The organism is Citrobacter telavivensis, assembly GCF_041807075.1.
Lineage (GTDB): Bacteria > Pseudomonadota > Gammaproteobacteria > Enterobacterales > Enterobacteriaceae > Citrobacter_A > Citrobacter_A telavivensis.
The window spans coordinates 271,928-297,778 of sequence record NZ_JBGUBF010000003.1 but is presented as its reverse complement, the minus strand read 5'-3'; the positions used below and the strand labels follow the sequence as shown (position 1 = coordinate 297,778).

The 25,851-nt window shown below is 56.0% G+C and carries 17 protein-coding genes; 5 read left to right on the top strand and 12 right to left on the bottom strand.

The window, feature by feature from the left end; translation table 11 throughout:
* The first annotated feature begins 337 nt into the window (after positions 1-337).
* Entirely contained in the window at positions 338-1,660 is a 1,323-nt protein-coding gene (locus ACERJC_RS16080) for an MFS transporter (protein ID WP_042323132.1), read from the top strand.
* 106 nt (positions 1,661-1,766) lie between these two features.
* Here ACERJC_RS16080 and ACERJC_RS16075 read toward each other — a convergent pair whose 3' ends face one another.
* Complete coding sequence (locus tag ACERJC_RS16075; protein WP_373672060.1) at positions 1,767-3,827, bottom strand: AsmA family protein; 2,061 nt, start codon at positions 3,825-3,827, stop codon at positions 1,767-1,769.
* Between the two features lie 77 nt (positions 3,828-3,904).
* Positions 3,905-4,672: a cyclic-guanylate-specific phosphodiesterase gene (pdeH, locus tag ACERJC_RS16070; RefSeq protein ID WP_152400464.1), complete on the bottom strand. Its 768-nt coding sequence runs from the start codon at positions 4,670-4,672 to the stop codon at positions 3,905-3,907.
* Between the two features lie 232 nt (positions 4,673-4,904).
* On the opposite strand from pdeH, the gene kdgK reads away from it, so the two are divergent.
* The gene (gene kdgK / locus ACERJC_RS16065; RefSeq protein WP_373672059.1) at positions 4,905-5,834 is read left to right on the top strand and encodes a 2-dehydro-3-deoxygluconokinase; all 930 of its coding nucleotides are present in this window, start codon (positions 4,905-4,907) and stop codon (positions 5,832-5,834) included.
* A 103-nt stretch (positions 5,835-5,937) separates the two neighbouring features.
* Here kdgK and ACERJC_RS16060 read toward each other — a convergent pair whose 3' ends face one another.
* The 9 genes from ACERJC_RS16060 to bcsR all read right to left on the bottom strand — a co-directional run bounded on the left by ACERJC_RS16060 (position 5,938) and on the right by bcsR (position 21,778).
* Positions 5,938-7,431 (bottom strand): M16 family metallopeptidase, encoded by a 1,494-nt coding sequence (locus ACERJC_RS16060; RefSeq protein ID WP_373672058.1) that lies wholly within the window; start codon positions 7,429-7,431, stop codon positions 5,938-5,940.
* Between the two features lie 222 nt (positions 7,432-7,653).
* Positions 7,654-8,940 carry a C4-dicarboxylate transporter DctC gene (dctA, locus tag ACERJC_RS16055; protein WP_178825113.1) on the bottom strand — a complete coding sequence of 429 codons (1,287 nt, stop codon included), beginning with the start codon at positions 8,938-8,940 and terminating at the stop codon, positions 7,654-7,656.
* A 175-nt stretch (positions 8,941-9,115) separates the two neighbouring features.
* Positions 9,116-11,104 carry a biofilm formation regulator HmsP gene (gene hmsP, locus ACERJC_RS16050; protein WP_373672057.1) on the bottom strand — a complete coding sequence of 663 codons (1,989 nt, stop codon included), beginning with the start codon at positions 11,102-11,104 and terminating at the stop codon, positions 9,116-9,118.
* A 143-nt stretch (positions 11,105-11,247) separates the two neighbouring features.
* Positions 11,248-14,745 carry a cellulose synthase complex outer membrane protein BcsC gene (gene bcsC / locus ACERJC_RS16045; RefSeq protein WP_373672056.1) on the bottom strand — a complete coding sequence of 1,166 codons (3,498 nt, stop codon included), beginning with the start codon at positions 14,743-14,745 and terminating at the stop codon, positions 11,248-11,250.
* Complete coding sequence (gene bcsZ, locus ACERJC_RS16040; RefSeq protein WP_152754504.1) at positions 14,727-15,833, bottom strand: cellulose synthase complex periplasmic endoglucanase BcsZ; 1,107 nt, start codon at positions 15,831-15,833, stop codon at positions 14,727-14,729. The genes bcsC and bcsZ overlap by 19 nt, the downstream gene beginning before the upstream one ends.
* A 6-nt stretch (positions 15,834-15,839) precedes the next feature.
* Positions 15,840-18,197, bottom strand: a complete 2,358-nt coding sequence (bcsB, locus tag ACERJC_RS16035) for a cellulose biosynthesis cyclic di-GMP-binding regulatory protein BcsB (RefSeq protein WP_373672055.1) — start codon at positions 18,195-18,197, stop codon at positions 15,840-15,842.
* A 10-nt stretch (positions 18,198-18,207) separates the two neighbouring features.
* The gene (gene bcsA, locus ACERJC_RS16030; RefSeq protein WP_178828172.1) at positions 18,208-20,829 is read right to left on the bottom strand and encodes a UDP-forming cellulose synthase catalytic subunit; all 2,622 of its coding nucleotides are present in this window, start codon (positions 20,827-20,829) and stop codon (positions 18,208-18,210) included.
* A complete protein-coding gene (gene bcsQ / locus ACERJC_RS16025; RefSeq protein ID WP_373672054.1) occupies positions 20,826-21,578 on the bottom strand; it encodes a cellulose biosynthesis protein BcsQ in 753 nt (250 codons plus the stop codon). Before bcsQ ends, bcsA begins: the two co-directional genes overlap by 4 nt.
* Positions 21,579-21,589: 11 nt before the next feature.
* Positions 21,590-21,778, bottom strand: coding sequence for a cellulose biosynthesis protein BcsR (gene bcsR / locus ACERJC_RS16020; RefSeq protein WP_042323607.1), 189 nt, complete (start codon positions 21,776-21,778; stop codon positions 21,590-21,592).
* A gap of 288 nt (positions 21,779-22,066) precedes the next feature.
* Here bcsR and bcsE point away from each other — a divergent pair, with 288 nt between their 5' ends.
* Genes bcsE through bcsG form a run of 3 tightly spaced genes read left to right on the top strand, consistent with a single transcriptional unit; the run spans position 22,067 to position 25,490 of the window.
* A complete protein-coding gene (gene bcsE / locus ACERJC_RS16015; protein WP_371895536.1) occupies positions 22,067-23,626 on the top strand; it encodes a cellulose biosynthesis c-di-GMP-binding protein BcsE in 1,560 nt (519 codons plus the stop codon).
* A complete protein-coding gene (gene bcsF, locus ACERJC_RS16010; protein WP_042323160.1) occupies positions 23,623-23,814 on the top strand; it encodes a cellulose biosynthesis protein BcsF in 192 nt (63 codons plus the stop codon). Before bcsE ends, bcsF begins: the two co-directional genes overlap by 4 nt.
* Complete coding sequence (bcsG, locus tag ACERJC_RS16005; RefSeq protein WP_373672053.1) at positions 23,811-25,490, top strand: cellulose biosynthesis protein BcsG; 1,680 nt, start codon at positions 23,811-23,813, stop codon at positions 25,488-25,490. The genes bcsF and bcsG overlap by 4 nt, the downstream gene beginning before the upstream one ends.
* Positions 25,491-25,571: 81 nt before the next feature.
* On the opposite strand, the gene ACERJC_RS16000 is transcribed toward bcsG, so the two are convergent.
* Positions 25,572-25,679: a type I toxin-antitoxin system toxin Ldr family protein gene (locus ACERJC_RS16000; RefSeq protein ID WP_152400487.1), complete on the bottom strand. Its 108-nt coding sequence runs from the start codon at positions 25,677-25,679 to the stop codon at positions 25,572-25,574.
* Positions 25,680-25,851 lie beyond the last annotated feature (172 nt).

Genomic DNA, 25,851 nt, shown 5'->3' with positions numbered 1-25,851 from the left:
GGATGGCGCTGCGCTTATCCGGCCTACAAAACATCGCAAATCGTAGGCCGGATCAGGCGCTTGCGCCGTCATCCGGCAATATGGTCAGGCACTTACTTCCGCATCGCCTCACTCATTCAGCATTTAAATCCAGCCCTTAACTTTTATTTAACCAAAAACCAGTTTTATCCACTAATTTTAAAATTGTGTGAAGCATTTCATGGACGAGAAATCGCAGGCATAAACATTATCCGCTTTTTGCCTGATTTTTAACCATGTTGAGCGGTTGTTACAGATTGAAATGTCGCTTTTGCTGTGCGTAATATGGCCGTTCGTTCGCCAAAAATAAGAAAATACTATGCAAGCAACCGCCACCACACTCGATAACGAGCAGGAACATACCCCGGTCAATTCGCGCAATAAAGTTGTCGTCGCCTCGCTCATTGGCACTGCCATTGAGTTCTTCGACTTCTACATCTATGCGACCGCCGCCGTGATTGTCTTCCCGCACATCTTCTTCCCGCAGGGCGACCCGACGGCGGCAACGCTACAGTCGCTCGCCACGTTCGCTATCGCCTTTGTCGCGCGCCCGATTGGTTCCGCGCTCTTCGGCCACTTTGGCGACCGGGTAGGGCGTAAAGTGACGCTGGTGGCGTCTTTGCTGACAATGGGGATCTCGACGGTGATCATCGGCCTGCTGCCCGGCTACGCCACCATTGGCATCTTCGCCCCGCTGCTGCTGGCGCTGGCACGTTTTGGTCAGGGGCTGGGACTGGGCGGAGAATGGGGCGGTGCGGCGCTGCTGGCAACAGAGAATGCCCCGCCGCGTAAGCGTGCGCTGTACGGTTCGTTCCCGCAGCTGGGTGCCCCCATTGGCTTCTTCTTTGCCAACGGCACCTTCCTGCTGCTCTCCTGGCTGCTGACCGATGAGCAGTTCATGAGCTGGGGCTGGCGCGTACCGTTTATCTTCTCGGCGGTGCTGGTGATTATCGGTCTGTATGTCCGCGTGTCGCTGCATGAGACGCCGGTCTTCGCCAAAGTGGCTGCCGCGAAAAAGCAGGTGAAAATCCCGCTCGGAACCCTGCTGACCAAACACGTTCGCGTGACGATCCTTGGCACGTTCATCATGCTGGCGACCTATACGCTGTTTTATATCATGACCGTGTATTCGATGACGTTCAGTACCGCCGCTGCGCCGGTCGGTCTGGGCCTGCCGCGTAATGAAGTGTTGTGGATGCTGATGATGGCGGTCATTGGCTTTGGCGTGATGGTACCGGTTGCTGGCCTGCTCGCTGACGCCTTTGGTCGTCGCAAGAGCATGGTCATCATCACCACGATGATTATCCTGTTCGCGCTGTTCGCCTTTAAACCGCTGCTGGGATCCGGCAATCCGGCGCTGGTCTTCGCCTTCCTGCTGCTGGGGCTGAGTCTGATGGGGTTGACGTTTGGGCCGATGGGCGCACTGCTGCCTGAACTGTTCCCGACCGAAGTGCGCTACACCGGCGCATCGTTCTCCTATAATGTCTCTTCGATTCTGGGCGCGTCCGTTGCGCCGTATATCGCTGCATGGTTACAGTCCAACTATGGGCTGGCGGCAGTAGGGACCTATCTCGCGTCTATGGCGGCGTTAACGCTGATCGCGCTGCTGTTAACCCATGAGACGCGTCACCAGTCGCTGTAATCTTTACATGCCGGGTGGCGGCTACGCCTTACCCGGCCTACAAACACCCCCACTTCCGTAGGCCGGGTAAGCGCAAGCGCCACCCGGCACAACGCAGACCACACCATCATTTCTTCATCTGCGATAAAATCATCCGGCACTGGTTGGCATCCCCTTCCGAGGGTGAAATCAGCGCCAGCAGCGCAGCGGCGGGCGTCACTAACGTCGCCAGCGCCGCAGCCACCGCGCCACGGGCAATCAGCGGACCGGCTTTTACCCCCGCCTGCGGATCCTTAAACGTTCCGCGTACATACAGCGGTGAACGCAAGGTAATGATGCGGATACCTTTGCTTTCCGGGTCGATGGTCAAATCCAGCTGTTCTGAGGCAAAGCTCGCCGTCCCGGTGACGTTGATCAGCGCATTTTCGGTGTCGAATGCAAAAATTTGCGGACGCGCCACGCCGTTCACAATATCGAGATTCGCCGCCGCACAGTTGACCCGCACTTCGTCATCGCCAAAGATCTGCCCGACAATGTAGTTCCCGACGTTCAGGCCAACGATCTCCATCAGGTTGCGGCTGATCAACCCGTCGTTCATCAGCAGTTTCAGGTTGCCATTGCTGTTGCCCAGCAGCGCCGCCACGGAGTTCCCGCTGCCGCGAAGTTCGGCGTCACCGTTCATTTCACCCAGCGTTTTCTGCATCAGTTCGACGTTCGGCATCAGTTCTTTCAGTTTTAAGCGCCGCGCCTGAATATCTGCGCGCCCCTGCATCGGCTTTTTGTCGCCTTCCAGATGAATCGTTGAACTGATGCTGCCACCCGCCAGACCAAACTTCAGCGGTTGCAGGCGCAGATCGGCATTCTGCAGAATGATGTGGGTTGAGAGATCGCGGATCGGCAGACTGCTGCCATGTTCAATACGCCGCCCTTTGAAGCGCACGTCGGCGTCCATCACGTTCCATTTGTCCGTTTCGAAGCGGTCATAGGGCAGCACTTTGTCCGCTGGCTGTATGCTCTTTTCCCCCTTTTTCTGTTCTGAGCGCTGCGCTTTCTCCGCGCCTTTACCGGAATCAACGCCGATCAGCGGCCCCAGATCCGCCAGCCTGAGCTGGCGTGATTCCACGTCGCCTTCCAGTTTCGGACGCGGTTTCCCCGTCGTATAGGTCAGCGAGCCATGAATATCGCTGTCGCCGATTCGCCCATTGAACTCCCGGTAGTCAAACACCGACGAGGCGTTGGTATCGATTTTCGCCACCAGCCGACCGTCCGTTTCGAACGGCGGCGTATCCGGCAGCAGCACCCCCGTCAGATCGTACAGCTCGCCCAGTGAATCCCCGGAGAATTTCAGTTGCAGATCGACGCCGCCCATCTTCATTGGGTCCTTAACCACGCCCACCAGCGCCACTCGGGTATTGCCGGAGCGTAAATCAGCCTGCACTGGAAACGCGGCGCCTTCGCTACGCAGCGCCAGCATACCGCCCATCTTTCCCGTTCCAGTAAGCGGTTCGCCGTTGTATCGCCCCTGTGCCTTCAGGCCAAACACGTAATCTTCAACCTTCGCGTTATCGCCTTTTGCTTTGCTTCCCGTCACTTCACTGAACGGCAACGGCTTGCCCAGCGGATCGACCAGGATCTCGATATCCGCGTTGCTGACCTTATCGTCAATGGCGATCCGCCCCTGATCGAAGAGAATCGTGTCCAGCCGGAAAGACCAGGCAGAAGGTTTGGCATTGGCGTCTTTGTTTTCTGCGCCTGCCAGGTCAAATGTCCAGTTATTGTTCTTCTCAGACAGGCGAATCAGCCGCGCATCGGGTTTCACCAGTTTGATCCACGGCAGCCAGACGGTTTTGCTTAACAGCGCCAGCGGCGCGAGCGTCGCTTCAACGCGGGGAAGGTGCACCATCGTCACCTCGGGAATATCGGGGGGATTGCCGAGGATAATATCTTCAGCATGCACGTGCGGCCACGGCACCCAACTGCGCCAGCCGGTCTCCTGCTTTTGGCGCTCCCAGACGACACCCAAATCACCACGAATGGCGAACGGTCGGTTAAGTTCGGTAGAGACTTTCTGGTTGATGGTCGGTTTGAGACGGTTCCAGTCAAATGTCGCTATCAGTACGATAACGACAACGATCAACAACAAGAAAGTCCCTGTTATTACTGTCGTTATTTTTCCGGCTTTGGTCATAGTTAGCGTCCTCACGTCTTCCCTTGCCTGTCCTAAAGATAGTCCAGCCAGACGGAGTTAGCGGAAACCGCCGGTTTTTACAGTGACAGAATGACCTCATCGAGATGGGAAAATGGGACCGGGCGCGACAGAAAATAGCCTTGTGCGGCAAAGGCAGGCGAACGTTGTACATCGCGCCACTCTTCCAGCGTTTCCACTCCTTCAACGATCACGCCGCGGCAATAGCGGTTCATCAGTTGCAGCAGCATGGTAAAGAGATTGCGCCCCTCAGGCGTCTGGCGAAGCATCACGAACAGTTCGCGCGCGATTTTGATGTAGTCATAGCGGACCTCGTTCAGGGCAGAGAAGTTAGCCATCCCGGTCCCGAAATCATCCAGCCACAGCGGGCCAAACTCGCACATGCTGGCGAAGGAGGATTCTTTTGGCAGATGAATATGTTCTACCAGTTCAAAACGCAGCCACGGCATCCGTTCAATCATCTGCACAATGTTGGGCTGCTGGCGCATGGTGAGCAGCGTTGGACCATCGACATTCACGGAGGCCAGTAATTCATGACGCTGGAAAAAGTCAGCCTTTTGCTCCAGCAACTGAAGTTGTTCTTTGACAATATCAACGCGATGGCGCACTGCCACCCCGGCAAAATAGCGATCGGGAGCGATACGTTGGGTCGGATTGTCCGGATGCGTCACCACCGTCAGCAGTTCAACCGCTAACAGGCGTCCGTTGGTCTGGTAAATCGGCTGGTGAGTGTAAGCACGCTCGCACTGCAGCCAAAAGCGCCGATCCTGCAAGCTTTCAACGCTCGCCTCGGAATTGCTTAGCTGCTGGATAACCTGGTTTATCATCTCAGATGTCCCGTGATTAAGTGTGTTACTGCCCCGACTCGTCAAAGGTTATCGGCCTTCAGGCGGAGAACTTTATGTTCGGTCACGCGCAAAATTGAAAACGCGTTTGTAAAAATCAACGCAGAATACGGACTGGCTCAAAAAAAATTTTGGAACGTTGTTTTAATATGATTGACCACCCAACACCCACAGCGCACACTAACGCTAACTTTTTCTAAGCAGGTTCACGACTATGTCCAAAAAGATTGCCGTGATTGGCGAATGCATGATTGAGCTGTCACAGAAAGGCGCAGATGTTCAGCGCGGATTCGGTGGCGATACATTGAATACCTCCGTTTACATTGCCCGTCAGGTTGATGCTGCGGCACTCTCCGTACACTACGTCACGGCACTGGGCACGGACAGTTTCAGCCAGCAGATGCTGGAGTCATGGCACGGTGAAAACGTGGATACCTCACTGACGCAGCGCATGGAAAACCGTCTGCCGGGCCTCTACTACATCGAGACCGACAGCACCGGCGAGCGGACGTTCTATTACTGGCGTAACGAAGCGGCGGCGAAATTCTGGCTGGAGAGCGAGCAGTCAGCGGCCATTTGCGAAGCGCTGGCGACCTTTGACTATCTCTACCTGAGCGGTATCAGCCTCGCGATCCTGAGCCCATCGAGCCGTGACAAACTGCTGTCGCTGCTGCGCGAATGCCGCGCCAACGGCGGGAAAGTCATTTTCGACAACAACTACCGTCCGCGCCTGTGGGCCAGCAAAGAAGAGACCCAGCAGGTTTATCAGAAGATGCTGGAATGCACCGATATCGCCTTCCTGACGCTGGACGACGAAGATGCGCTCTGGGGCGTGAAGCCGGTTGAAGAGGTGATCGCACGTACGCATGCCGCGGGAGTGCAGGAAGTGGTCGTGAAACGGGGTGCAGATTCTTGCCTGGTGTCTGTCGACGGTCAAGAACCGATCGACGTTCCTGCGGTAAAACTGCCAAAAGAGAAAGTGATCGATACCACTGCCGCTGGCGACTCGTTCAGCGCCGGGTATCTGGCCGTTCGTTTAACCGGTGGCGATGCCGCCGAAGCCGCCAGACGGGGTCACCTGACAGCCAGCACCGTCATTCAGCATCGCGGGGCGATTATCCCACGCGACGCCATGCCGCAGTAAAATCGACCAGCGCCTGATGGCGGCGTAAACGCCTTATCAGGCCTACAGAAATCGTCTCCGTAGGCCTGATAAACGAGCAACATTCAGCAATTCTGTGATTTCACTACTGCGCCGCCGGAATATCTGTCACTTCAGGATGCACTTCATCCGTCTCAGCTGGCGTCGCCGCTGCCGCAACCGGGGTCATAATCTGTTCCCACGTCGCCTGTAACGCCTTCATGTTGAATTCCGGCTCACCTTTCGGCTGCAGCAGAATCAGCGCCATATCCTGTGATAACTGCTGACGCAGATCCTGATTCAACATTTCAACGGTCAGGCTGTTCAGGAAATCCTGACGCAAACGCTGATACTGCTCGGGCGCGATATCCACGACCTGATTTTGCAGCGAACGCAGACGTTGACCGATCAGAATATCGGTATCGGTACGGGCGTAGGTCGCAAACAGCTTCTGCAATTCCAGATTCTTTTGCGCTACCAGCGCGTTGAACTCTTCTTCCGGCAGGCCGTTATCACGCACTTTCGCCAGTTCACGCGCCACCATGCTCAGATTGGCGGTAACCTTGTCGTTTGGCGATTCAATGTTGACAGCACACTGGGCGCGCTGGAACAACACGCGACAGTCAAAGCCGAGGCCGATGTCTTTCGCGTTGTTTTTGCTCAACGCCTGCTGAATGTGCCAGAACAGCGCTTCACGCGCTAAATCCGCGCGCCAGTAGCGCAGCAGCGCAGCGGACTCACGAATCGGCTGCCATGGCGTATCCCACATCACGGAGAGACGATCCTGGCGCACGGCGTCGGTCATGATGCTTACCGCTTCCGCACGCAGCGGTGAAAGCGTCGGCACTGGCGCAGGCGTTTCGCGTTTACCTTTCAGTTCACCAAACGTTTTGTTGATTTGCTCGGCCACCGAACGCGCATCGACGTTACCGACGATAATCAGCGTCATCGCATCCGGGGTGTACCATTTCTGGTAGAAATCATGAACTTTCGCCGCATCCACCGGCATTTTCACCGGCTCGGCAGGATCGTGGCCCAGCAGCGCTGACCCTTTCAGACGATAGCGCCACCAGCCCTCTTTGGTATCAACGGGCAGCGTGGTGACCATGTCTTCCGTGCTCAGCGCGTGATTCACGACCTCAGGGGTGATAGTCAGTTTGCCCATCGTATTCGCCAGATAGTTCAGCGACTCTTTCAGCAGATCGTTACGGTTATTGGGCAGGCTGAGATTGTACTGCGTGGAATCGTAAGAGACCGTCACGGGCGGCATCGGACGCTTAGGGTCAAATCCCTGCTGCCACAGTGAACGCACCTGTGCGGCATCGAGGCCGCCACTCTGGGTTAACGCAATACGGGGAATAAGATGACTGAAACCGCTCTGTTGAGTACTTTCGGTGAGCGAACCGGTATTTACCAGCAGACGGACCTCGATACGGTCGCTGGGGCGCTGCGGGGTGGCTAACACTTGCCACTGTAAACCATTTGCCAGCGTCCCCTGTTGCCATGCCGGGTCTGGCTGGAGCGCATCTGCCTGCACATAGCCAGCAGTGGCCATCATCAGCAAACCGCCCGCTATAAGTCGAATTTTTGTGCCCTGCATGTGAACCCCTGATCAACAATCCTGGTAATAAAAAGACAACCCCTGTTGGGTTTGCCTGAATATGACGTTAAAAACACTTCGTGTTAGACCGCAAGAACATGAAAATGTCACGGAAGAAGTGAAATAAACCCGATACCTCCATGTTGAAGGATTCGGGCCCAGGGGTCAATTATGCGCAGGAGGCCGCAGCCCCACAAGGGACTGCGGTCATAAGTGTCGAGATTAAGAGGATATTTCGTGCGTTTTGCCTTCAGGTGCACGATTATTCAGCACATCGTCAAGCTTCTTGTGGTCCAGTTCCTTCACCCACTTCGCCACAACCACCGTTGCCACACCGTTACCGACCAGGTTGGTCAGCGCACGAGCTTCAGACATAAAGCGGTCGATACCCAGGATAAGCGCCAGGCCGGCAATCGGCAGATGACCAACCGCAGAGATGGTCGCCGCCAGCACGATAAAGCCACTTCCGGTGACGCCCGCCGCCCCTTTAGAGGAGAGCAGCAGAACCACCAGCAACGTAATCTGATGGAAGATATCCATATGACTGTTGGTGGCCTGGGCGATAAACACCGCCGCCATCGTCAGATATATCGATGTCCCATCAAGGTTAAACGAATACCCGGTGGGAATAACCAGCCCCACGACCGACTTGCGACAGCCGAGTTTCTCCATCTTGTCGAGCATACGCGGCAGCGCGGACTCGGAAGAGGACGTACCCAGCACAATAAGCAGTTCTTCACGGATATAACGGATAAATTTAAAGATGCTGAAGCCTGTGGCGCGGGCAATTGAACCCAGAACCACCACCACAAACACGATACAGGTGATGTAAAAGCAGATAATCAACTGCCCCAACTGCACCAGCGTACCGACACCATATTTCCCAATCGTAAAGGCCATCGCCCCGAACGCCCCGATTGGCGCCAGGCGCATGATCATATTGATGATGCCGAAAATGACCTGCGAGAAGCTTTCAATCACGTTGAAAATCAACTGACCTTTGCTGCCCAGACGATGCAGGGCAAAACCAAACAATACCGCAAACAGCAGAACCTGCAGGATGTTGCCGCTGGCAAAGGCGCCAATGACGCTGCCCGGTATCACATCCATCAGGAAGGCAACAATGCCCTGGTCTTTCGCCTGAGCGGCATAGACCGCGACCGCTTGCGCATCAAGGCTTGCCGGGTCGACGTTCATTCCGGCACCGGGTTGTACGACGTTGACGATGATAAGACCAATTATCAACGCAATCGTACTGACAATCTCAAAGTAAAGGAGCGCAACCGCACCTGTACGGCCCACTGCCTTCATGCTTTCCATACCTGCAATGCCGGTCACGACAGTACAGAAGATGACAGGGGCGATGATCATCTTAATCAGCTTAACGAACGCGTCGCCAAGCGGTTTCATTTGTGCGCCAATTTCAGGGTAGTAATGGCCAAGGAGAATACCAATGGCTATTGCTGTCAGGACCTGAAAGTAGAGGCTTTTAAACAGAGAGATTTTCATAAGGTGTCCTTGAAGTAAAAACCACAGGTCTTGTAAGGTTTTGGTTAACCTGCGGCCTTAAAATAACACCCAGACAACATGGCAGAAATGCACAAGGATCATAATTGAAACAAAAATGTTAAAAACCTTGAGCTGGCTCGCACAAGCCGGACCTTTTTAAAGTATTGTAATCACGTCAATTGTGCTTCAGGTAACGTTCTTCGAAGGTTTCTGCGGGTACAGCACGGGCATAAAGGAAGCCCTGAGCGATTTCAACGCCCGCCTGCGCCAGCCATTCACGCTGGGCTTCGGTCTCGACGCCTTCCGCCACCATCTGCAGATTCAGGCTACGCGCCAACAGGATAATGGCCGAGATCATGCTGTTATCTTCTGGCAGACCATCGACAAACATTTTGTCGATTTTCAGCACATCGATTGGCAGGGATTTCATATGCTGGAGCTGGCGCAGCCCCGCGTAGCCCATGCCGAAATCGTCCAGCGCAATACGCACGCCTGCGTTACGCAACGGACGCAGTATCGTCACGGCGGCATTCGGGTCGTCGATCCGCCGACTCTCTGTCACTTCCAGAATGAGCATGCCCGGCTGGATACGGTAACGGTTTAACAGTTCCAGCATGTCTGACACCATATTCGGGTGCATCAACTGGAGCGCCGACAGATTGACCGACAGCGGTAGCGTGATCCCCCGCTCCTGCCAGGCCGCGAGCTGGCGGCAGGACTCCTCCAGCACCCAATGGCCCACGGTGACCATCAGGCCGCAGGATTCAATACGTTCAATCATCCCTTCCGGCAATTCCCAGCTTCCGTCCGGCTGTTGCATGCGCAGCAACGCTTCGGCACTCACCACCTTGCCGCTGCTCATCTCCACCTGAGGCTGTAACCACAGGGCAAAGCGGTGGTTGTCCAGAGCGGTAAGAATATCACTCTCTTCGGTTAGCCGTTTCTGGGCCGCTTCCATCTGCTCAGGGTCGAAGAACTGTATCTGGTTTTTTCCTTTGTGTCGGGCGGTAAACGCCGCCGAGACCGCGCGTCCGTAGAGCTGTTCGGCGCTGAGATCGCCATAATACATCGCCACGCCAATGCAGCAGCTCGGACGCAGTTGGATCCCCTGTACCGGCAGTCGCTCATTAATGATAGTGAGTACTTGCTGACCTAGAGTAATCGCGTGCCACGGCTCTTTGACGCCGTGGGCGATAATGGCAAAATCGTAACCGCTAATCTGTGCGAGCACCATTCTCGGCGACAGCACCGATTTTAGCTTCTCCACCAGCGTCAGTAGCAGGATTTCCCGCTGCGCCTCTTTCAGCACGCCCGCCGTGTCGCGCAGCGTTTCACAGGTGACAATCATCAGCGCCGTGGTTTGCTGACGCGCCACAACCTGTTCAAGCAGCCCCATCAGGAACGCTTTGTTCGGCAGTTCGGAGACCGGAAAACGCATTGCGTTGTCCGTCTGCTCTTCGCTGTGGCGCTGGACCAGCTGCTGATTGAGGTTGTAACTGCGCACCAGCAGGCCAATCTCATCGTCATGATGCAGACGCGGCAACGCCAGCTGATGTCCAATCAAATCCTGCTGCGGAATGTTATTCAGCTCGCGGGCAATTTTGCGCAGCGGGTGCAAAATCAGGCGATTCACACACCAGCTAATGGCCACCGTCAGCATCAGGGACAAAAGTAAGTAAATGGTCACTAACGTAGACAGCGTACTCATCACAAACTTATACATGCGGAAGGAGTCGGCCTGGAGCACCAGATACGCCAGCGGCTGTGGATTCGCAGGACGCTCAAGCGAATAGACGGGAAGCGAGATCTGCACCGGCAGTTCGAAGAGTCGGGTCACCATCACCGGCACGGGCCGTTCAGGGATAAAGCTCATGCGCAGCGCCTGAAACTGATTCGGCAGCACCACATCGGCCCGTTGCACCACCCCGGCTGGTTTGATACTGGCGAGAATCGCTTCGGCTCCGGGAATATCGGCTTTTAAAATTGAGGAAGAGAGAGGTTCACGTACAGAACGGGCAATACTTTCCAGTTGCGTCGCCGTGTTATAGCGGTTCTGCTGTACCAGATGAAACAGCAAAACGGTGCAAAACAAAAATACAAACACCATGACAACGGCAGCCACCATTGCCATCTGCTTAATTGTTAACGAGCGACTGACGCGCAATATTGTCTCCCCCCGGATATCCCAGATTGCCGCCCGAGTATACCCGATCGCAGCGACATTGAGAGAGGCTGTGTCGGAAAAGGACTTTTCTGATTATTGACTGCCGGATAGCACAGCGCTTATCCGGCCTGCGATCATAACCCTTACCAGTCCGCGTAAGGCACCAGCGGCTGCGGCGGTAAATCCATATCGCCCTGCCATCCTGCGGCGGAATAGCGAACGTACAGCAGCAAATGGCTTGGCGCGTAGTCTTTTGCCTGTTGAATATCCACGGCAGTCCCGATAAACCAGTTAGAGGTCACCCGACGCTCGATCAGCGCCCGCGCGGTATAACCAAAGCCCTGGCTGCTACCGCCACCGTTGGTTTGTTCGCTGGCTTCCTGACGGTAATCCGATGGAATCAAATTCAGCAACGGATAACGTGGCATCGTTTTGGTGCGCGAATGCGACCAGGACACCGAACCGCCCAATTCCCAGGACCAGTTTTCCGTCCGCTGACGCCACATCACCGGCACGGCGAAGGACAGGTATTCCTGCGGACTGTAGTAACCGCCGTGGCCCAGTGAATAACCGCTCAGATCTTTGTCGTAGTGCCAGATCATATTGTTCAGGCCCACGGTCACGCGACGGTTGTTCTCGTTGATGATTTTGTAGTAGTAACCGGTCATCCAGCGGACGCGCCAGTTATCCTCAACGTTCTTCCCGGTCAACTGATCGGCACCAAGAGAGGCCCAGACGCCGTTGGCTTCACCTTTGTCGTAGCTGAGACTAATCCCGCCGCCGTCAGCGCGAACGCCGCCCCATTTTTTGCCCGTATTAATGTCGTTGCTGTCGCCGTTGTGGCTCTGCGCATCTTTTTGTCCGCCAAAAGCCAGCAGAGAACTGGAAATGGGGCGACGATGCGCGTTCAGGGTATAACCCAACGGCCCGATGTCATTGCTGTAACTGACGCCGCCGACAACATCGACGACATTGAAGCCCATCGGCGTGGTGCCGATATCCCAGCTCCAGGTGTCATTCTTCCAGCCGACGGCGACGCTCGCCCCCGTATCCGACTGGCTGCGGCTGCCGCTACAGTCTTCCAGCGTACAGGTGCCCCAGTTATTGTCGTAGCGGCCATTCGCATCGGTTGAGAAGCTGCCTGCATTCATGTTGACCAGATCGGTACGGAAGAACATGCGACCGTCCGAATATGGCGCATCCACATGCAGCATGGTGGTATGCGCTTTCAGATCGGAATAGCCGCCGGTGCCGCTCGATCCCCAGTAGTCATGCTCCAGCGTGACGTTCAGATCCTGCTGGCGATATAAATCCGCCGCGTCGCTGCGCACGCCGCGCTTCAGCCAGTCATCTTTCTCATCGTTACGGGTCAGACGAGTAAAGGTGTCGCTATCCTGCGGACGCGTTGGCGTGATGCCGGACGCCACCATCGCGTCTTTATAGGTATCAAGCGCCTGCTGCGGCTCGCCGCTCTGCGCCTGGAAATTCGCGGCGTCACGCAGCACCATTGCGCTTTCCATTGACGGCGGCTGCGCTTTGGCCTGCGGAATCAGAGTGTTGAAGGTCTGCGTTGCGGCAGCGGTATCGCCAAGCTGCATCTGCGCCAGCGCAATCCGCCGCTGCATGTTGATCGACGGGGTCTGCGTTGCGGGCAGTTTTGCCAGTTGCGCTCGCGCGGCGGGCTTGTCGCCCTGGGCGATGTACACTTCTGTCAGACCCAGCATCGCATCGACGTTGTCCGGTTCGCGCGCCAGCACCGCGTCGTAAGCACCTCGCGCCGCATTGTATTCCCCGCGCTGCTGCGCCCAGTCGGCCAGCGTTAAGTCGAGACGGGTCGAAGCAGGCTGTTGACGTAACAGCGCTTCGGCCTCGGCTTCCCGGCCGCTGTCGCGCAGGCGGTTAGCCGTTTCCAGCACCTGGTTGCTCTGCAACCGTTCTGCCAGTTCCTGAATGTTGCTGTTCCACTGACTGCGCGGCAGGTTGTTGATATGCGCCAGCGCCGCCCGATCCTGATTATTGCCGGACAGGTACAGTCCGTACGCGTAAACCTGTTCCGGGTCGTTGGGTTTCTGGCGCGCCAGCGCACTCATCTGTGCGTCAGCCTGGCTGCGCTGCCCGGCCTGCCACAGATCGCGTGACAGACGATAGGTTATCCAGACGCTGCCCGGATCCAGCGCCAGTCGACGGCGTTGCAGTTCCGCCGCCTGCGCCCAGTTGCCCTGGTTCTCCAGCGTTTCAGCCTGCTGCGCCAGGCGATCGTTTTCCAGACCGCGTTCAATGTCATCAATGCTGCGACGCTGACTGGCAGAGAGCGTGGCGATAAACGCGGAGGCTTTCTCCGGCGACTGCGCGCGATAAAGGTTTGCCAGACCGCGTACGGCATTGGTGTTGCCGCTGTCCATGCGCAGCGTCTGCTGATAGTAGCGTTCGGCAGCCGGATAATCTTTCCGCGCCATTGCCGCATCGCCCAGTCCCAGAACCGCATAGCTGTCGGTATTGTCGATGTTTCTGGCCTGCTGATAGAGGCGTTCAGCCTGGTCAACATTGTTGGCTTTCAGCGCGGCGTCGCCCTGTTGAATCGCCAGCCAGTAGCTGTTCACTTTCAACAGGCTTTCCCACTTGCTGCGGCTCCCGCTTTGCGGATCCATCGCCAGTGCTTTCTTAAACTGCGCAACGGCGCTGGCGCGATCGCCACGCTGAGAATAGGCCTGCCCCAGCGCGCCCACGGCCTCGCTGTCGCTTTGGTTCGCTTTCACCGCCTGCTGCAGTTCAGAGACCGCCCGTCCGCCCTGTCCGGCTTCAACTGCCGCCAGACCCTGCGCACGCGCGCGGAATGTAGGATCGGAGAGCTGTTTTTGCTGTTCGCTAAGCTTACTGCGCGCAGCGGCCACGCTGTCCCCTTCACTGAATACCATGAGGTATTTTTGCAGCGCCTTCACGCTGGCGTCGCTGACCGGCATATCCTTGATCTGGGTGTACCAGATATTGGCTGCGGCATTCCGCCCGGAGTTGGATTTCGCCATCTGCTCCAGAATCACAAAGCCTTCAGTTGGACGATCGTTATCAAACAGCAACTGCGCCAGCGTATTTTGCAGCGTGTTATTGCCTGGACTGCGGGCGTTAATTGCCTTCAACTGATTGATCGCCTGATTGCGGCGGGCAGGAATTTTTGCCACCGCACTCCAGTATTCCACTTCCAGGTCGCCTTCCGGCGGGCTGCCTTTGAACAGCTTATCGTAGGCGGCAACCGCTTCCTCAGCATGCCCGGTCGTCGCCTGTAGACGCGCCTGCTGCAAAGACTGGCGCCCTTCTGGCGTCGCTAACAGCATGGTCGTGCGGGAAGATTGATAGGCGTTAGAACTCGGCGCTAACTGAGAAAGTCTTTCAAGCTGCTTCTGCGCGCCGTCGTTATCGCCCTGACGCAGCATGTAGCGAAAACGGGCAGCGACCACGTCCGGATTATTCGGGTCAATCAGTTCGAGGCGATAGAGCGACTGACGCACCAGATCTTCACGGTGCGTGGCTTCGCCTAACCGCACCTGCTCCAGCAACTGCTGTTGCGCCGACGGCGCCGCGTCGGCAAAAGGCATCAGGGCAATGCCGAGTGAGACCCCGAGTAAACTTAATTTGAACTTGCGCATTCCTGGCCCCAGTCAGGTAGTAGCTCACCTTTAACGGTGAAGCGATAACGATGCTGATCCCACCCTTGTCCGAAGAGGGTTAGCACGTAGCTATAGTAGGCATCGCTGCCAGGGAAATGGTCCGTCACGCGCTGTCGCTGCACCGCTTGTGCGTCGCGGTTTTGCAGGAAAGGCAGTAAGGCCGCAGAAAAGCCCACCGGGCCATTGCCCTGCGCTTTGCCGCTGGCGACGTCCACTTTCTCCGGCGGGAGACCGTTTTTAGTTGTCAGGGTTGCCATCGGTTTGAATTTTGCCAGCAGCCGCGCTTTCTGCGGGTCGCCGTCATGCATCATGCCCGCCCACAGGTAGACGCGAATCGCGTCGTAACTGCTGACCAGCGTTTTCTCTGGCTTCAGTTGCCAGCCTTTGTTTTTCTCGTAACGGACCCAATCCGGCGAGAAGCCTTTCGGCGCGGTTTCTAACAGCAGTCGCTGGTTGGTTTCGCGCAGGGTGGACCACGGCGCGCCGAAGCGGGCGAAATACTGCGCCAGCTGCGGCGGTAGATAGCTCGGGTTGAAGCGCCAGGTGTTGGCTTCGGCAAAACCAATCTTGCCGGGTAACAGCATGGAGCCCAGCCCCGGCACCGTTACCACTTCTTCGCTGGCAATCCGCTTCAGCAGGGCTTTGCCGATATCGGTGTAGCGCGGCTCTTTCCACAAGCGTCCCGCCTCCAGCAGCGACCACGCGATCCAGATATCGCCATCAGAAGCGGAGTTGCTATCCAGCACCGCCCAGGTGGAAGGTTCTTTTTGTCCCCACAGCCAGGCGGGCAGATGCTCCTGTAACGACCCTTGCGCGAGGTTGTTCTGCGTCCAGTCAAGTAACGCATCAAAGGCCCGGCGATCGTTGGCGGCGAGGGCAAAGAACATTGCATAACTTTGCCCTTCCGAGGTGGTAATTTTGCGTGCGTCACTGGGATCAATCACCCGCCCTTCCTGACTGATGTAATCCTTTTTAAATTGCTCCCATGCAGGCCAGGTACAGGCCGCCTGTACACTCAGCGCGGCCAGCATTAACACCATGACTATCCCACTACGCAACGCGTTCATTATTTATCACTCATGATCCGGATCGAGACGGCGGCGACTGATGATGCGCAGCAGACGCCACAGCACCCAGGCCAGTAACACCACGCTGATGGCCGCCAGTACCGCTAACAGCACCGGATGGTTGGCCAGCGCGTACCACAGACGTTCAAACCACGGCAGGTGACCCACGTAGTAGATATCGCCGACGCGTAAACTGCTCACGCCAGATTCGCGGATCACAGAGACGGAACCAAACATTGCCGCCCGTTTACCGCTGTCATTGATGGCCTGGTTCAGCAATTCATAGCCGCGCGGGCTGTCTGCCAGCAGCGCCACTACGCTACGCTGATCGCTGAACGGTGACTGGAAGCCGACGACCGCCGCCATCGGTCCACTTGACGTCACCGTCGCCTGCGCATCCGCTTTGCGATCGGCTTCATCCGGCATGATGCTCGGGAACGTCGTCTGGCGCATCGGGGTTTTCACCCAGCTCTCCGCCGCCTGAACTAACAGGTCAATACGCTTGTCGTCTTTCAGTTTGTCCGGGATCGACCCGATAATCAGGATGTCTGCCTCTTTGCCCTGAATCTGGCTGCTGTCATCGGTGATGGTCAGGTTAATCGCCGGGAAGCCGGTTTGCGCGCCGATGGTCCCGGTCGCGTCGAGCAGGGTTTCCATCTGCGCTTCGTTCGGGTTTTTCGGCATCACGGTGATGGTTTCGGACAAGTCCGCCATACGGCTGAACGGGAAGCCTGCGTTCGCAAACGCACGCAGATCCGGCATCGCAATGAAGTGGTAGTACTTCGAGAAGTCGATGGTGGAGTCGTCGCCAATCACCACGTGGTTCGGCACCGGCTGGAAGGTAATACAGTTTTCAATCGAGCCGCCCGGCATCGGGTTCATGTACTCGAAGTCAAACCGCAGTTGGTTCATCGCGCCCAGCTTCAGTGCCGGGATGGCGACATCCGTTTTCCCGTCCAGCAGCCCTTGCAGCACCGGCAGACGCAGCAGCAGACGGTTGCTCTTCTCATTGCTGGTCAGACTAAAGGCTTGCAGGAACTGGTTGTTCAGACTGATGTCCATGCGCGAGCTGTCTTTGGTCGGCGGCGTGGTGTAACGGTAATTGAGGTTCATATCAATACCGGTACTGCGCAGCAGATAGAGATCCGGCGGCAGGTTCAGAGAGACGTTGATGGCGGCAGGTTCCATCCCGGTGGACTGCAGTTGCTCTTCATAGGTTTTCAGTTCGCCGAAGGTCACCGGGCGATCGGTACGGACCCAGTTTGGCGCATCGTATGGTTTACGCGCCAACAGCGGCTTCACGTCGTTCACCTCCACGCTGCTACCACGGAAGAGGATATTGCCCTGGGCAATGCCTTTCGCCGCCTGCAGCAGATCGTTATCGTCACGACCAAATACCACCAGCAGTTTCACATACGGGTTATCCGGATGGCCGATCATTTCGATAACCGGCGCTTTCACCGGCGGATGTTCACGCAGGAAATCAGGTCGTTTGTCGTTGGTGGCAAAGACGATGGCATTACGATCCGGCAGCGCGTTGTACAACACCGGGAAGTGCTGACCCCGCCAGCCCGCCCGGGAGCCAAACCAGGAAGACACGATCGACGCCGCCTGTTGCAAGGTACTATCTGGTGCTCCGGCAAAGACCATCGGCAGCGTCACCGCACGGCTGTCACGCGGATCGAAGAACGGTACCGGGAAGTGCGAGAGATCGTTTTGCACTTCCAGCGTCTGGTAAGTGAGGTCCAGCATGCTGCTGCGACCAACGTCCAGCCACAGTGTACTGCTGGCTGGGTTTTCACAAACCTGCTGGTAGTGACCGACAAACTCCAACCGCACGCGGTTAAAATCGGTGATAAACAGCGGGTTGATCGGCATTTGGGCCAGCGTCTTTTTACCCAACTGTTCCTGGGTGACCGGCAGCACGCCCATCAGCTCATCATTCAGGTAGACCTTGAGCTGCGACTGTACCGGTAGCAGTGAAGGTGACGGCGTGTACTCCAGGTTCAGTACGGCTCTGGAGACGACCTCATCGCTACGCATGCCAAACTCAATACTGCCGTTGGGGTTCACGCCACGCAGCACCATGCTGCCCGGCGGCGGCGCTATCTGCGCAAACGTTAGTTTCACGTCCCGGGAAGGGCCATTCTGCGCCACAATCGGCGCATCGGCTCCCGGTACACCCGGCATCACCTGCCCCACCGGCTGATTTGCATCTGCCTGTGCAGGTTCGGCCGCAGCCGGGACCACGGTTGGCTCAGCATTTATCAGTGGTTGCGTTGCAGGCGTCGCATTCGTCATGAAAGAAGGGATTGCGCTCATCCCCATTGCCACTGCACAAATCCAGGAAAGTTTTCTTTTCATCGCGTTATCATCATTGTTGAGCCATAACCTGATCCGGCTGTTGCACCGCCACCTCGTCCTGCTCAGGACGGCGTGGAATGAACGACACAACCCAGGAAACCAGAGAAGTCAGAGACCGGAAAATTATTTTGACAGAAGACGGGGAGAACTCCGCAAGATGGCGATAGCCACGGAAACCCAGCTTCAGAATATCCAACAGGCTTTCCAGCGGCTTATCTTCCGGATAGCTGTCCTGCCAGAGCGCCCATGTATCGGCACGGGCAAACGTACACTGCACAAAATCGATATGCTGTTTGGTGGTCAGCGGCATCAGCTGTAACCCCACCTGTTCACCCCAAACGCGCGCGACCTGCGTCGGGAAGACATACTCCTGCTGACCGCGTTTGAGCAGTAAATTCACCTTCTGCCCTTCCAGCACCTGGGCCTGACCGTTGATCTTGATCCCCAGACCGCCGTCGGAGAAATCATGCACGGTGCACGAGAACAGGTGTCCGTCTTCACGGGCAATCGCCGCCGGCATGGAAATTTCGACACGGTGTGAGCGGCGAACCTGTTTACTTTCTACCGACACCGCAACCGCGCCGCCGAGGATAATCAGGTTGTAGAACACCCACACAAGGCTGACGATAACGGTCAGCATTTCATTTTCCGGCCCGTAGAAGTAACGCCAGACGCCGACCGCCACGCCGAACAGGTTAATCAGCACGAGGTAGATGTACGGACGGGAAATCACCCAGTCGACATACTCTTCTTCTACCAGTCCGCCCTTCGCGGTGACGTTAAACTTCCCTTTGTGCGGGTTGATCAGCGCCACCAGCGTCGGCGGCGCGATATACCAGGCCAACACCGTTTCGTAAATCTCACTCCAGAAAGAGTGACGGTACTTACCCTGAATTTTCGAGTTGGTCAGGCTGGCATGGACCATGTGCGGCAGTACGAACAGCGCAATCATCAGCGCTGGCGCATAGATGATATAGGCATGCAGCAGCAGGAACGCCAGCGGGGCGGTCAGGAAGATCAGTCGTGGAACGCCTGACAGGAAGTGGAACATGGCGTTGACGTAACATAATCGCTGGGCGAACTTCAGCCCCTTGCCGGTCAACGGGTTATCGAGACGGAAAATTTGTACCATCCCCCGCGCCCAACGAATACGCTGACCGATGTGGGCAGATAAACTTTCGGTTGCCAGCCCCGCCGCCTGCGGAATACGCATGTACGCGGAGGTATAACCGCGACGGTGCAGACGCAGCGACGTATGCGCATCCTCAGTCACGGTTTCAACGGCAATGCCGCCAATTTCATCCAGCGGTTTACGGCGAATTACCGCACAGGAGCCGCAGAAGAAGGTGGCATCCCACATGTCATTACCGTCCTGCACCAGACCGTAAAACAGCGTGCCTTCGTTTGGCGTTTTGCGAAAACGTCCGAGGTTACGTTCAAACGGATCCGGCGAGAAGAAGTGGTGCGGCGTCTGCATCATCGCCAGATTCTTGTCTTTCAGGAACCAGCCCATCGTCATTTGCAGGAATGAACGCGTCGGCACGTGGTCGCAGTCAAAGATCGAGACAAACTCGCCTTTGGCATATTTCAACGCGTTGTTAATGTTCCCGGCTTTGGCGTGTTCATGGGTGGTACGGGCAATATATTTTACCCCTACGGTCTGGGCGAACTGGCGGAACTCTTCACGTCCGCCATCGTCGAGGATCCAGATATTGAGCTTATCTTTCGGCCAGTCGATACCCAGCGACGCGTAAATGGTGTTTTTCACCACGTGAAGGTCTTCGTTGTAGGTCGGCACAAAGATATCGACCGTCGGCCACAGCGACATGTCTTTTGGCAGCGGCACCGGCTGGCGGTTCAGCGGCCAGACAACCTGGAAGTAGCCCAATACCAGCACAATCCACGCATAGGTTTCGGCAAACAACAGGATCAGCCCGCAGACCAGACTCACCGGGTCATCCCAGTTCAGCGTGGAGGTATAGCGCCACCAGATATAACGGCACGATACCGTCAGCGACAGCACAATCAGCATCAGCGCGGAGAAGCGCCCCGGCATGCGGCGCACGATCAGCGCAACGCCCCACAACAGCATCAGGAAGATAAATTGCGCCAGCGGGTTAAACGGTTGAGTCACACAAATCAGCGCCAGAATCAGCGAGAAGGTGACGATAATCCCGATGATAAAGCGACGCGCGCCAGGGCTCAGATGGCCGAGCTCTTTTTGTTTATCCAGATGCGTGGTGTTCTGCGTCACGCGTCCCGGTAGCGCGTCCATCCACTGGTGGTAACGCCCGACGAAGCCCTGCAGGCGGGAAAAGGTCTGCCAGCGGGGTGGTGTCGTCTCCTGACGTGGCGAGGCCGCCATCAGCCAGAAGGTCTGAATGGCGTAACGAGCAGGATCTAAAGGGCGCGGGCGCGCGGCGTTAATGTGGGGATAGAGCGCCTTACGTTCGGCACGGATCCGCTGCCAGCGTGGATGCTCCAGCGGGATAAAGACCCACGCGAGAATCACCCACAGACAGCCCAGCGCCGCGCTAAAAGGCGACGCGCCATGACGACGATAACCCTGATAGCGCTCGCTTAAACGGGCGCTGACCGGCGGGATAAGCAACCACCGGGACAGGACACTCATGATGCGCTCCCGACAGGGGTTTTATGGCCTGAGTAATGTAATAAACACCAGTTTGCCAGCGTCAACACTTCTTCTGCAGCCAGCGAGTCGCTGCGGTATTCACCCAGCGGCTGTTTTGTCGCCATGCACTCCGCCACGGCTTCATCGCGGTGAATCACCATTGGCAGTAGACGACGCTGACTCTGTAGCCAGACCTGGTAAAGATCGTCCTGCAACTGACTGCCAACGCGTAAGTCATTGATCAAAATATGCGCGCCCGCCGGCAGCGACTGCTGATGCAAACGGACATGGCAGTTGGTGTCAGCTTTGACAATCGTCAGCGTGTGGTCGCACTCATTGACCAGTTGCCGGGTCAACGGCGCGCACCCCGGGGGCAGATCCAGTAAAATCCACGAGTATCGTCCACTCTCTTTCAGAGCACGAATACCGGCCGCGATACCGCCCAGCTGTTCCAGCCAGTGGTCGGGATATTCACGTTCCTGAGCCGTCAGTTGACCAAACGGCAGCAAATCAAGTTGCGAGGTGTAGCGCATCCCACCGTCCTGCCAGTCACGACCATCGAGCATCGCTCTGGCCCAGCCGTCGCGATGACTGAAATCAACGTTGAATGACAGGCGCAACAAATTATCGGGGCTGGTATCAATAACCAGTACGTTTTCCCCTAATAATTGCAATGACCAGGCCAGCGCAGCAGCGATCGACGTCGTGCCTACCCCGCCTCGTATGCCCTGGAGTCCCAGAATGGCCATTCACGGCTCCCTTATTGTTGTTGCGCAAATTCAGCCAACAGCGGCCAACGTTTAATCGCGGCGGCAAGCTGTTCACGCTGGGAAATATCGGTGTAATCAAATTCTGGCAATGAAAAAGCCTGGCTTAATGCCAGGAAATCGTTTTGAAAGGTATAGCCCAATGTTGAATCAGTTTGCGTGCCGGGTTCGTTGTCAGACATTTTGTTTTATCCCTTTGAATAGACTCGCCATGCTTCAAACATTTTTTCTGTTTGCATTCCGCTTTGTCCCCACCGAAATTCGATAAGGCTAAAAGTTGCTCATTTTCTGAGTTGTTTTTTCGTGAAAATACGCGTCATGGAATCGGAAAGGCCGATGTTACAAGGCTTCTTGCTCGCCAAATTGATTCACATGCTAAATCTGATACGTTTTAATTTCAATGTTAGGTTTATTTCTGGGCTTTCGCTAGTAAACTGATAAACAGATAAAATAGCGACCCGAGGAACGCTGTGGACCCTGTATTTTCAATTGGCATCTCATCATTATGGGATGAACTACGCCATATGCCAGCCGGTGGAGTCTGGTGGATTAACACTGATCGCGTTGAAGATGCTATCAGTCTGGCGAATCAAACGATTGCTTTTCAGACCGGGACTGCAAAAGTCGCGGCCATTTCTATGGGCAGCGATCCTGGAAAAATATTCAAATTAGATGAATCTCACGGCCCGGAAAAAATTCAGTTATTTTCTATGCCAAATTCTGAGAAGGGTCTATACTTTATGACCCGAGATTTACTCTGTTCTCTGGATCCGACGCATTACTTATTCATTCTTATTTGCGCAAATAACGGCTGGCAAAATATTCCAGTTGAACGTTTGCGTCTGTGGCTGGACAAAATGAATAAATGGACGCGTCTCCATCACTGTTCTGTAGTGGTGCTTAACCCCGGGAATAATAACGATAAACAATTCTCTCTTTTAATGGGGGAATACCGATCGCTTTACGGTCTCGCCAGCATGCGTTATCAGGGCGATCAACATTTGTTTGATATTGCCTTCTGGTGCAACGAAAAAGGCGTCAGCGCTCGTCAGCAACTCACCATCCGCCATCATGACGGTCAGTGGGAACTGGCACAGAAAGAAGAGGCTGAAATCCAACCCCGTAGCGATGAAAAACAGATCCTGAGTAATGTCGCCGTGCTGGAGGGGGCACCGCCGCTCTCCGAACACTGGAAATTATTCGATAATAATGAAGCTTTATTCAATGAGGCGCGTACGGCCCAGGCGGCAACGCTGATCTTCTCGCTTCAGCAAAACAGCCAGATTGAACCCATGGCGCGTAGCATTCATACCCTGCGTCGCCAGCGGGGAAGCGCGCTGAAAATCCTCGTGCGGGAAAACATCGCCAGCCTTCGCGCCACCGATGAACGCCTGCTGTTAGGCTGCGGTGCCAATATGGTGATTCCGTGGAATGCCCCGCTCTCACGTTGTCTGACGCTGATTGAAAGCGTTCAGGGCCAGCAATTTAGCCGCTACGTGCCGGAAGACATCACGACGCTACTGTCGATGACCCAGCCGATGAAACTGCGCGGTTTTCAGAAGTGGGATGCGTTCTGTGAAGCGGTGAACAACATGATGAGCAACACCCTGCTGCCTGCCGACGGGAAAGGGGTGATGGTAGCGTTGCGGCCCGTTCCGGGTATCCGCGTTGAGCAAGCCTTAACGATGTGCCGCCCGCACCGTACCGGCGATATTGTTACCATTGGCGGCAACCGCCTGGTGCTGTTCTTGTCGTTTTGTCGCGTGAACGATCTCGATACCGCGCTCAATCATATCTTTCCGCTCCCGACCGGCGATCTCTTTTCTAACCGTATGGTCTGGTTTGAAGATAATCTCATCAGCGCTGAACTGGTGCAGATGCGCTTACTGGCGCCAGAGCAGTGGGGACAACCGCTGCCGCTGACCCAGAACGTGAAGCCGGTCCTCAATGCCGAGCATGACGGCAAGACGTGGCGCCGCATTCCACACCCGCTACGCTTACTGGACGATGAAACGGAGCGCTCATCATGATGACCATCAGCGATATCCTGCAGATCATTGTTGTTTGTGCGCTGATTTTCTTCCCGCTGGGGTATCTGGCACGCCATTCACTTCGGCGGATCAGTAATACAACCCGGCTGTTATTTGCGAAACCTCGTTATGTTAAACCGGCCGGAACATTGCGCCGCACGGTGATTTCCAGGGCAACGAAAAAATGACTCAACAAACGCAAAACGCATCACTGCCTTCACCACTCTGGCAATACTGGCGCGGCCTTTCTGGCTGGAACTTCTATTTCCTGGTGAAGTTCGGCCTGCTCTGGGCGGGCTATCTTAATTTTCACCCGCTGCTGAACCTGGTCTTTATGGCCTTCCTGCTGATACCTATTCCGCGTTACAGCCTGCATCGCATTCGTCACTGGATAGCCATTCCGATCGGTTTTGGTCTGTTCTGGCACGACACCTGGCTGCCTGGTCCGGAAAGTATTATGAGCCAGGGCTCGCAGGTGGCCGGTTTTAGCGCGGACTATTTACTGGATCTTGCCACCCGCTTTATCAACTGGCAGATGATAGGCGCCGTGTTTGTCCTGCTGGTCGCGTGGCTGTTTTTGTCACAATGGATTCGGGTTACCGTTTTTGTGGTGGCGATTCTGGTCTGGCTGAACGTCCTGACGCTGGCAGGCCCCAGTTTCTCTCTGTGGCCGGCAGGCCAACCGACGACCACGGTGACCACCACGGGCGGTACGGCGGCAGAAACGGTCGCGACCACCGGAGGAACGCCGGTCGTCGGTGATATCCCGGCGCAGACCGCGCCGCCGACCTCGGCGAATCTCAACGCATGGTTGAACACGTTCTACAATGCGGAAGCCAAGCGCAAAACACCTTTCCCGTCAGCGCTTCCTGCGGATGCGCAGCCGTTTGAACTGCTGGTCATCAACATCTGCTCGCTCTCCTGGTCCGATATTGAAGCCGCAGGATTGATGTCGCACCCGCTGTGGTCGCATTTTGATATTCAGTTTAAGCACTTCAATTCTGCCACCTCGTATAGCGGCCCGGCGGCGATTCGTCTGTTACGCGCCAGTTGTGGACAGCCCTCGCACACCAATCTGTATCAACCAGCAGGCAACGAATGTTATCTGTTTGATAACCTGTCAAAACTGGGTTTCACGCAGCATCTGATGATGGGGCATAACGGCGAGTTCGGCGGCTTCCTGAAAGAGGTCCGTGAAAACGGCGGGATGCAGGCTGAGCTGATGGATCAGAAGGGTTTACCCGCGCCGCTGTTGGGCTTTGATGGTTCTCCGGTTTATGACGACACCGCCGTGCTGCAACGCTGGATGGAGACCACGGAGAAAGATAAGGATTCTCGCAGCGCCACCTTCTACAACACCCTGCCGCTCCACGACGGTAACCACTATCCGGGCGTAAGCAAAACGGCGGATTACAAAGCCCGCGCACAGAAATTCTTTGATGAACTGGACGCGTTCTTCACTGAGCTGGAGAAATCAGGGCGTAAGGTGATGGTTGTGGTCGTCCCGGAACACGGCGGAGCCTTAAAAGGCGACAGGATGCAGGTCTCTGGTCTGCGTGATATCCCAAGCCCGTCGATTACGAACGTCCCGGCAGGAGTGAAATTCTTCGGCATGAAAGCACCGCATCAGGGGGCGCCGATTGTCATTAACCAGCCAAGCAGCTACCTGGCGATTTCTGACCTGGTGGTGCGCGTGCTTGACGGTAAGATCTTCACCGAAGACAGCGTGGACTGGACGAAACTCACCAGCAACCTGCCGCAGACGGCGGCGGTCTCGGAAAACGCCAACGCGGTCGTTATCCAGTATCAGGACAAACCGTACGTCCGTCTGAACGGTGGCGATTGGGTGCCGTATCCGCAGTAACGAAGAAGGCCGCAAGGATCGCCCTTGCGGCCTGGTTCGGGCGCATGTTGCCACTGCGGCAGGCAGACGCCCCTTAGCGCATTACTTCCTGCTACGTAGCCAGTTCACAACCATTCCCGCAATAATGCCGGCAATGGCTGGAGCCGCTAAATCATGCCAGAAGGCAATGCCTAACTGAGTTAGCGTCATATCGCCGCCTGTGTTGCAATGGCAACCGTTCGCGGCTATCCTTGAGTTGTTATGGTTCAAGTTTAGCCCCCGTTTTGTTGCCAGGTTATTACCAAACAACGTGCGGGGGTTTTCTCTTTCCAGCAACTCACGCCGCCAGGGATCAAGCCCCCGCAACGTTGCGCCTCACCGG